The organism is Salipiger sp. (assembly GCF_059781815.1).
Genome location: NZ_JBYNAH010000295.1, coordinates 1 through 5,046, shown reverse-complemented (window position 1 = coordinate 5,046; position 5,046 = coordinate 1). Strand labels below are relative to the sequence as shown.

Genomic DNA, 5,046 nt, shown 5'->3' with positions numbered 1-5,046 from the left:
CCTGCCTTCTCTGGTTTCGAAATACCTCGGGGGTGAATTGGCCGAAGGCCAAGAGGGGGCTGGCCCCCTGCGCCGCGCCGCAGCCTCACGCCCAACGTAAGGCGCGGCTCGCAACGCATTGATCTGATGTTGCAATCAGGCCGCTGCGGCGGTCGTCTGGATGCGCTCCACCATGGCGCGCAGCCCGTTCGAGCGCTGCGCCGACAGATGCTCGTTGAGCCCCAGCCGCCCCAGCTCCGCACGGGCGTCGAGCTTCGAAACCTCGCCCACCGGCAACCCGTCATAGAGCTTGTGCAGCACCGCGATCAGGCCGCGCACGATCATCGCGTCGCTGTCGCCTTGGAAGTGAAACACCCCGGCCTCGATCTGCGGATGCAGCCAGACCTGACTGGCACAGCCCTCGACCTTGGTGGCCGGCACGCGCAGCGCCTCGGGCAGCGGCGCCATCGCCTTGCCCATCTCGATCACCATCCGGTAGCGGTCCTCCCAGTCCTCGAGAAACTCGAAATCCTCGACCACCTCTTCGAACGCTGCCTGTGCCATAGATATCTCCTGCTTGCGCCCCAACAGGTAGGCAGAGCCGGGCCAAAGGTCCAGCCCCGGAACGCGGCGCTTTTCAAGTCTGGCGCAATGCGATAACCCGTTGCGCAAGGCAGGCAAGGGGCAGCAACGGCATGAAGAAAACTCTCACGGTCCTGATCGTCGCGGGCGTTGTCCTGACGGGCTGCAGCAGCCGCTGGAACCCGGTCAACTGGTTCGGGCAAAGCGAATCCATTCCCGCCCAGATCGACCCCGCCGCCACCGGCGCCGACAACCCGCTGATCCCGGCCCGCCGCGTGTCGATCTTCCGCAACAACACCGCCGAGCTCTATCTTGGTAGCCCGATCGACACCATCTCCGAGCTGCTGATCGAGCGCCGCCCCGGCGGCGCGATCATCCGCGTCACCGGCACCGCCAACCGTGCCGGCGCGTTCGACGTGCGGCTGATCCCCGATGAGGCGCAGACTGACGAGGATACCCTCGCCTACACCATGAATGCCCTGCAATCCGCCGGCCCGGTCAATGTCGACGCCGACGCGCGCAGCGTCACAGCCGCCGTCTGGCTGAGCGAGCAGGACCTCTATGGCATCCGCGAGATCCGCGTCGCGGGCCGCAGCAATGTGCTGGTCAGCCGCCGCTGACCAGAGGCCGGCCCCGAACGCAAAACGGCGTCCTCCCCGGGGACGCCGTTGCCGTTTCGTGCCGACGCGGGAAGCGGTGGCTCAGATCTCGATGACCTCGACGTCGCGCCCCTTGACCGCGAGGCCGATACGGCCTTCGCAAAGACGCAGCGCGTCCTCGCCGAACACCTCGCGGCGCCAGCCGGTCAGCGCCTTCACATCGCGCAGCCCCGCCGCCATGGCATCGAGATCCGCCGCCGGCGCAATCAGCCGCGCCGCCACGCCCGAGGCCTCGGTGCGGGCCTTCAGAAGCACCCGCAGCAGATCGGCCAGCGCCGGATTCACCTGCAGCTGATCCTTGCTGGTGTCGGGCTTCGGCAGATCCTCTTTCGGGCACTCCAACCCGGCCTTGATCGCCGCGAGGATGCCGTCGGCGATCGGTCCCTTGCGAGCCTCGCGCAGCAGCAGCCGCGAGCGGCCGAGATCTTCCATCGTCACCGGCTTGGTCGAAGCCAGCTCGGTCAGCGCGTCGTCCTTGAACACCCGGTTGCGCGGGATGTTGCGCGACTGGGCATAGTCCTCGCGGAACGCCGCCAGCTCGCGCACCAGCGCCAGGAAGCGCGGGCTCGAGGAGCGCGTCTTGACCCGCTGCCAGGCGTCCTCGGGACGGGTGATATAGGTTTCGGGATCGGTCAGCACGCCAAGCTCCTCGGCGACCCAGCGGGCGCGACCGCTACGCTCAAGCTCGGCGGCGAGGTGTTCGTAGATCACCCGCAGGTGGGTGACATCGGCGAGCGCGTATTTCTTCTGCGCATCGGTCAGCGGGCGGCGCGACCAGTCGGTGAAGCGTGAGGACTTGTCGAGCCCCTGCCTGGCGATGCGCTTGACCAGCGTCTCGTAGCCCACCTGTTCACCGAAGCCGCAGACCATCGCCGCCACCTGGGTGTCGAAAAGCGGATCGGGGATCACGCCGTGATCGATGAAGAAGATCTCGAGATCCTGCCGGGCGGCATGGAAGACCTTGACCACGTCGGGGTTGCGGAACAGCTCAAGCAGCGGATCGAGCGACAGCTCTCCGGCCAGCGGATCGACCAGTACGGCGTTCTCGTCGCCCTTGCCCGGAAACGCCAGCTGGATCAGGCAGAGTTTCGAATAGTAGGTGCGTTCGCGCAGGAATTCCGTATCGACCGTGACATAGGGCGCCGTGGCTGCCTCGCTGCAAAAGGCGGCGAGATCTTCGGTCGAGGTGATGGTCTTCATGCGGGCTCCGGGCGCTTGTGATCTTGTTGCTTCGCTCTTGCGGGTTGGCCTGTCCTACACCCGCCGACGCGCCGAGCAAAGCCCCCGAACCCGAAAGCGCCACCGCGTTTCATGGCGCGCGTCCGTGCTGCATCATTTCATCACATTTCGTGAAGCGTCAGCCGCCAAACATTCATTTCCAAGATGGTCGCGCAAGGCCTATCTCGGGATCACGCCCCAGCCAACCCGGAGTTTCCGACATGACCTGCATGGACACAACGCCCCTGCCCGCGCGCAACACCGCGCAGATTCCTCTCGCCCCGCTGATCGCGGCGCTGGCCCTGCTTCTCGTGATGGGCGTGCCGGCGCTTCTCGCGCCGCCGGCTGCACTCGACCCGCTGGACTGGCACGGCAACGCCGCGCCGTCGCTGGTCACTCGGCGCTGAGCCGCAGCGTCTCGCGGTTGCCCTCGGCGAAGCGCCGCAGCACCGCCGGGTAGAGCCGGTGCTCCTGCACCAGCACCCGCGCCGCAAGCGCATCGGGGGTATCCCCGGCGCGCACCGGCACCACCGCCTGGCCGAGGATCGGCCCTTCGTCGAGCTCGGGGGTCACCTCGTGCACGGTGCAGCCATGCTCGGCGTCGCCCGCCTCGAGGGCGCGGGCATGGGTGTGCAGCCCGCGATACTTGGGCAGCAGCGAGGGGTGGATGTTGAGCATCCGCCCCTGCCATTTTTCAACGAAGCTCGCGGTCAGCACCCGCATGAAGCCGGCAAGGCAGAGGATGTCCGGCGCGGCCTTCACAAGCTCCGCCTGCAGCGCCTCCTGAAAGGCCTCGCGGTCGCCCTTGAAGGGCCGGTGATCGACCACCGCCGTCGGCACGCCCATTTCGGCGGCCTTGGCCAGCCCGCCCGCGTCGGCGCTGTTCGACAGCACCAGCACCGGGCGCGCCGGGTGATCGCCGGTCATGCTCTCGACCAGCTTCACCATGTTCGAGCCGCCGCCCGAGATGAAGATGGCGACCCGTTTCAAGACAGCGTGCCCTCGTAGGCCATGCCGGCCTCGCCGGTGACGGTGCCAAGCGTGTAGACGGTCTCGCCCTCGGCGCGCAGCAGCTCGGCCAGCGCCTCGGCGCGGGAGGCATCCACCGCCAGCACCATGCCGATGCCGCAGTTGAAGGTCTTGAGCATCTCGGCGGGCGCAATGCCACCGGTCTCGGCCATCCACTTGAACACCGGGGGCAGTTCCCAGGCGTCGAGGCTGATCTCGGCGCCCATGCCCTCGGGCAGGACGCGCGGCAGGTTCTCGGTCAGGCCGCCGCCGGTGATGTGGGCCAGCGCGTGCACGCCGCCCGCGCGCACCGCCGCAAGCGCCTGCTTGACGTAAAGCCGCGTCGGCGTCAGCAGCGCCTCGCCCAGCGAGCCCTCGGCCCAGGGGCAGTCGGCCTCCCAGCCAAGGCCCGAGACCTCGACCAGCTTGCGCACCAGGCTGTAGCCGTTGGAATGCACCCCGTCCGAGGCGAGCCCCAAGAGCACGTCGCCCTCGGTCACCCCCGCCGGCAGGTCGCTGCCGCGCTCCATGGCGCCGACGGCAAAGCCCGCGAGGTCGAAATCGCCGGCCGGGTACATGCCGGGCATCTCGGCGGTCTCGCCGCCGATCAGCGCCGCGCCCGAGCGCACGCAACCCTCGGCGATGCCCTCGATGACGCGGGCGGCGCTGTCGGTGTCGAGTTTGCCGGTGGCGAAGTAGTCGAGGAAGAACAGCGGCTCGGCGCCCTGGCAGACGAGGTCGTTGACGCACATCGCCACGAGGTCGATGCCGACGCCATCAAGGTGGCCGGTGTCGATGGCGATGCGCAGCTTGGTGCCGACGCCGTCGGTCGCGGCCACCAGCACCGGGTCGGTGTAGCCCGCCGCCTTGAGATCGAAGAGCGCGCCGAACCCGCCGAGGCCGGACATGGTGCCAGCGCGGTTGGTGCGTTTCGCCGCCGGTTTGATGCGGTCGACCAGCGCGTTGCCCGCGTCGATGTCCACGCCCGCATCCGCGTAGGTAATGCCGTTCTTGCCGTCGCTCATATCGCCCTCCGGGTTCGTTGCGCGCGGGCTTAGCGCAGTCGCGCCGCGAAGAAAAGCGCCAAGCGCCCCGCCCCGCACGCCGCCCCCACCTTCTCTACGTCCCCAATACTCCCGCCGGAGGCATTCCAACTCACCGCCCGCACGCCCCCTCGGGCCCCCAGCGCAACCCCCATCTTCTCTTCGTCAAAAATACTCCCGCCGGAGGCGTGCCCCGCCCTCTCCGCCCGCCAGCCGCAGGAAATTTCGCACCACCGCCCCGCCCCCCCTTTGAATCCGCCCGCAACCTGCCTATATTCAAATCGTTCCCTCGGGAACTATGGGCATAAACGCGCATGTAATAAGCGGATCGGACCCGGGGGCGGTACCCGGCGGCTCCACCAAATCACCCTTCGTTGGGGGGAGGCATGGGGCCGAAACAGGATCGACGAACGTGTAAAGATGTAGCTTTGTCCCGGTGAGATACCACCGTTATCGGTTCAAATTGCATAATTGCCAACGACAATCGTGCTCCGGTCGCTCTGGCTGCGTAAGCAGTCCGAAAGATCGAAATCTAAGTCCTTGCGCCTAGCCGCGTA

6 protein-coding genes and 1 other RNA gene are annotated in these 5,046 nt (G+C 67.6%); 3 read left to right on the top strand and 4 right to left on the bottom strand.

What is annotated here, in order from left to right; genetic code table 11:
* Window positions 1–135 precede the first annotated feature (135 nt).
* A complete protein-coding gene (locus AC6RA4_RS23235) occupies window positions 136–543 on the bottom strand; it encodes a SufE family protein (protein ID WP_500164330.1) in 408 nt (135 codons plus the stop codon).
* Between the two features lie 131 nt (window positions 544–674).
* On the opposite strand from AC6RA4_RS23235, the gene AC6RA4_RS23230 reads away from it, so the two are divergent.
* A complete protein-coding gene (locus tag AC6RA4_RS23230) occupies window positions 675–1,181 on the top strand; it encodes a hypothetical protein (RefSeq protein ID WP_500164328.1) in 507 nt (168 codons plus the stop codon).
* 81 nt (window positions 1,182–1,262) lie between these two features.
* On the opposite strand, the gene rnd is transcribed toward AC6RA4_RS23230, so the two are convergent.
* On the bottom strand, window positions 1,263–2,420 hold the full coding sequence (gene rnd / locus AC6RA4_RS23225; protein ID WP_500164326.1) for a ribonuclease D: 1,158 nt from the start codon (window positions 2,418–2,420) through the stop codon (window positions 1,263–1,265).
* Window positions 2,421–2,659: 239 nt separating this feature from the next.
* On the opposite strand from rnd, the gene AC6RA4_RS23220 reads away from it, so the two are divergent.
* Complete coding sequence (locus AC6RA4_RS23220) at window positions 2,660–2,845, top strand: hypothetical protein (protein ID WP_500164324.1); 186 nt, start codon at window positions 2,660–2,662, stop codon at window positions 2,843–2,845.
* Here the strand turns inward: AC6RA4_RS23220 and purN are convergent.
* On the bottom strand, window positions 2,832–3,428 hold the full coding sequence (gene purN, locus AC6RA4_RS23215) for a phosphoribosylglycinamide formyltransferase (protein ID WP_500164323.1): 597 nt from the start codon (window positions 3,426–3,428) through the stop codon (window positions 2,832–2,834). The two genes, AC6RA4_RS23220 and purN, sit on opposite strands and share 14 nt — an antisense overlap.
* Window positions 3,425–4,471 (bottom strand): phosphoribosylformylglycinamidine cyclo-ligase, encoded by a 1,047-nt coding sequence (gene purM / locus AC6RA4_RS23210; protein ID WP_500164322.1) that lies wholly within the window; start codon window positions 4,469–4,471, stop codon window positions 3,425–3,427. The genes purN and purM overlap by 4 nt, the downstream gene beginning before the upstream one ends.
* A gap of 262 nt (window positions 4,472–4,733) precedes the next feature.
* Here purM and ssrA point away from each other — a divergent pair.
* Window positions 4,734–5,046: a transfer-messenger RNA gene (gene ssrA / locus AC6RA4_RS23205) on the top strand; the annotation flags it as partial.

Bases quoted from the DNA above. Each gene is read 5' to 3' on its own strand.
- rnd (WP_500164326.1), bottom strand. From the start codon at position 2,420: ATGAAGACCATCACCTCGACCGAAGATCTCGCCGCCTTTTGCAGCGAG.
- purM (WP_500164322.1), bottom strand. From the start codon at position 4,471: ATGAGCGACGGCAAGAACGGCATTACCTACGCGGATGCGGGCGTGGAC.
- AC6RA4_RS23230 (WP_500164328.1), top strand. From the start codon at position 675: ATGAAGAAAACTCTCACGGTCCTGATCGTCGCGGGCGTTGTCCTGACG.
- AC6RA4_RS23235 (WP_500164330.1), bottom strand. From the start codon at position 543: ATGGCACAGGCAGCGTTCGAAGAGGTGGTCGAGGATTTCGAGTTTCTC.
- AC6RA4_RS23220 (WP_500164324.1), top strand. From the start codon at position 2,660: ATGACCTGCATGGACACAACGCCCCTGCCCGCGCGCAACACCGCGCAG.